The 2,897-nt window shown below is 61.7% G+C and carries 3 protein-coding genes; 2 read left to right on the forward strand and 1 reads right to left on the reverse strand.

Annotation, left to right across the window (positions count from 1 at the left end; genetic code table 11):
* A partial coding sequence (locus OQK_RS15840) for an NAD(P)-dependent oxidoreductase (RefSeq protein ID WP_038861234.1) occupies positions 1 to 674 on the reverse strand: 674 nt, incomplete at its 3' end.
* Between the two features lie 240 nt (positions 675 to 914).
* Between OQK_RS15840 and OQK_RS15845 the strand changes: the two genes are divergently transcribed.
* Both OQK_RS15845 and OQK_RS15850 read left to right on the forward strand, forming a co-directional pair.
* Positions 915 to 1,544: a LysE family translocator gene (locus OQK_RS15845; protein WP_016773245.1), complete on the forward strand. Its 630-nt coding sequence runs from the start codon at positions 915 to 917 to the stop codon at positions 1,542 to 1,544.
* Between the two features lie 266 nt (positions 1,545 to 1,810).
* The coding region (locus tag OQK_RS15850) for an AMP-binding protein (protein ID WP_016773246.1) at positions 1,811 to 2,897 on the forward strand (1,087 nt) is incomplete at its 3' end.

Here is a 2,897-nt window from a genome sequence, read left to right on the forward strand (position 1 = left end):
GCCAGTTCGCGGGCGCCGATGAAATGCCGGGTGTGCTCGTTGAGCGGGCAGTGCAGGGTGAGCGCGTCGATCTGCGGCAGCAGTTCCTCCAGCGGCAAGCGATCCGGCCGAGCCGGGCGCCCCGGAATCTGCCCGAGCAACACACGCATGCCGAACGCTTCGGCCAAACGCGCCACGGCGCCACCGAGCTCGCCATGGCCGAGCAGGCCGAGGGTTTTGCCTTGCAGTTCGACGATCGGGTAGTCGAGCAGGCAGAACTGTTTCGCCTGCTGCCAGCGGCCTGCGCTCACAGCTTTCTGATAGTCGGCCAGGCGCGTAGCGAGGTTGAGCAACAGCATGATCGTGTGTTGCGCCACCGACGGCGTGCCGTAAGCCTGGCAATTGCACACGGTGATGCCGTGGGCGCGGGCGGCAGCGAGGTCGACGTTGTTGGTGCCGGTGGCGCTGATCAGGATCAGTTTCAGTTGCGGGTTGGCAGCCATCGCGGCCGCGTCGATCACGACTTTGTTGGTGATCGCCACACTGGCGCCGTGCAGGCGTTCGCTGACCTGTTCCGGCAGAGTCTGGGCGAACAGTTGCAAGTCGCTGAAGCATTCGCGCAACGGACCGAGGTCCAGATCGCCGAGATCCAGCGAAGGGTGATCAAGGAATACCGCGCGGCGCGTGTTCGTCATCAACTGTACCTTTTGTGCTGTGAGCGGAGGGCGTACCCTGCCGAGCCTACCAGATGAAACAATTGGTTACTCGACACCGAGATGCCTTGAACTCTTGTGGGAGCGAGCCTGCTCGCGAAAGCTGTGGCCCAGTCAACATCTCTGTTGGCTGACCCAGCGCTTTCGCGAGCAGTCTCGCTCCCACAGGGAAAGCATTCGGCAATGAGCCCAGTTTGAACATTCGAATCCTGAGGAGCCCCCATGTACTGGACCGAGTTCTTGACCGTTGCCCTGATCCATCTGCTCGCCGTGGCCAGCCCCGGACCGGACTTTGCCGTGGTCGTGCGCGAGAGCGTGACCCATGGGCGCCGCGCCGGCACCTGGACCGCACTGGGCGTGGGCTCGGCGATTTTCCTGCATGTCGGCTATTCGTTGCTCGGCATCGGTCTGATCGTGTCGCAGTCGATCGTGCTGTTCAACGCGCTGAAGTGGGCGGCGGCGGCTTACCTGCTGTACATCGGCTTCAAGGCCTTGCGCGCGCAACCGGCGAAAACCGTCACCGATGACTTGCACCGGGAAACCGGCGTACGCACCGCGCGGGGCGCCTTTACCTCGGGCTTCGTCACCAACGGTCTGAACCCGAAAGCCACGCTGTTTTTCCTCTCGCTGTTCACCGTGGTGATCAACCCGCACACGCCGTTGGCCGTGCAGGCCGGTTATGGCGTTTACCTGGCGGTGGCGACGGCGATCTGGTTCTGCCTGGTGGCGATGCTGTTCAGCCAACAACGCGTGCGCGCCGGCTTCGCCCGCATGGGCCACTGGTTCGACCGCACTATGGGCGCGGTGCTGATTGCTCTCGGCGTGAAAATCGCGTTCACCGAGATGCATTGAGAACTGGAACACATCAATCCCTGTGGGAGCGAGCCTGCTCGCGAAAGCGCCAGTCCAGTCACCAAAAATGTCGACTGACCCGACGCCTTCGCGAGCAGGCTCGCTCCCACAGGTCGTGTTTTCTTCAACTTTGGCCCGAAATGCTGGCGCAAAGCTAGCATTTGTACGGCTCTGCAAATCATTCCTTTGGCTGATTTGACTGTCATGCAGGCGCACTAGAGTACGAATCTCTCCGCCAACACCGTGCAGTCAGAAAAGGGATTCTTATGTTGCAGACTCGGGTCATTCCGCCGGCCGATGGGGCCTACCAGTATCCATTGCTGATCAAACGGCTGCTGATGTCCGGCGCCCGTTACGAGAAAACCCGCGAAATCATCTACCGCGACCAGTTGCGCTACAGCTATCCGACCCTGATTGAGCGGGTTGCGCGGCTGGCCAACGTGCTGACGGCTGCTGGCGTCAAGGCGGGTGACACCGTGGCGGTGATGGACTGGGACAGCCACCGTTACCTGGAATGCATGTTCGCCATTCCAATGATCGGCGCGGTGATCCACACCATCAATGTGCGCCTGTCACCCGAGCAGATCCTCTACACCATGAACCACGCCGGGGACCGCTTCGTGCTGGTCAACAGCGAGTTCGTCGGGCTGTATCAGGCCATCGCGCCGCAGCTGACCACGGTGGAGAAAACCCTGCTGCTGACCGATCTCCCGGAGAAAACCGCGGAGTTGCCGAACCTTGTCGGCGAATACGAGCAACTGCTGGCCGCTGCGAGTGCGCAATACGATTTCCAGGACTTCGACGAAAACTCGGTGGCCACCACGTTCTACACCACCGGCACCACGGGCAATCCGAAAGGCGTGTATTTCACCCATCGGCAATTGGTGCTGCACACCATCGGCGTGGCGACGATCATGGGTTCGATCGACAGCGTACGGCTGCTCGGCACCAACGATGTGTACATGCCGATCACGCCGATGTTCCACGTCCACGCCTGGGGGTTGCCGTACGTGGCGACCATGCTCGGGCTCAAGCAGGTTTATCCGGGGCGCTACGACCCGGAGTATCTGGTGGAGTTGTGGCGCAAGGAGAAGGTCACCTTTTCCCATTGCGTGCCGACCATCCTGCAGATGCTGCTCAACGCCAAGGCCGCGCAGGGTGCCGACTTTGGCGGCTGGAAAATCGTCATCGGCGGCAGCGCGCTCAATCGCAGCCTCTATGAAAACGCCAAGGCGCGCGGCATTCAGCTGACAGCCGCTTACGGCATGTCGGAGACCGGGCCGCTGGTGTCCTGCGCGCACCTCAACGACGAATTGATGGCCGGCAGCGAAGACGAGCGCACCACTTACCGGA

Origin of the sequence: Pseudomonas sp. R62 (genome assembly GCF_000257605.1) — a bacterium.
In the GTDB taxonomy this organism is placed as follows: Bacteria; Pseudomonadota; Gammaproteobacteria; order Pseudomonadales; family Pseudomonadaceae; genus Aquipseudomonas; species Aquipseudomonas atacamensis.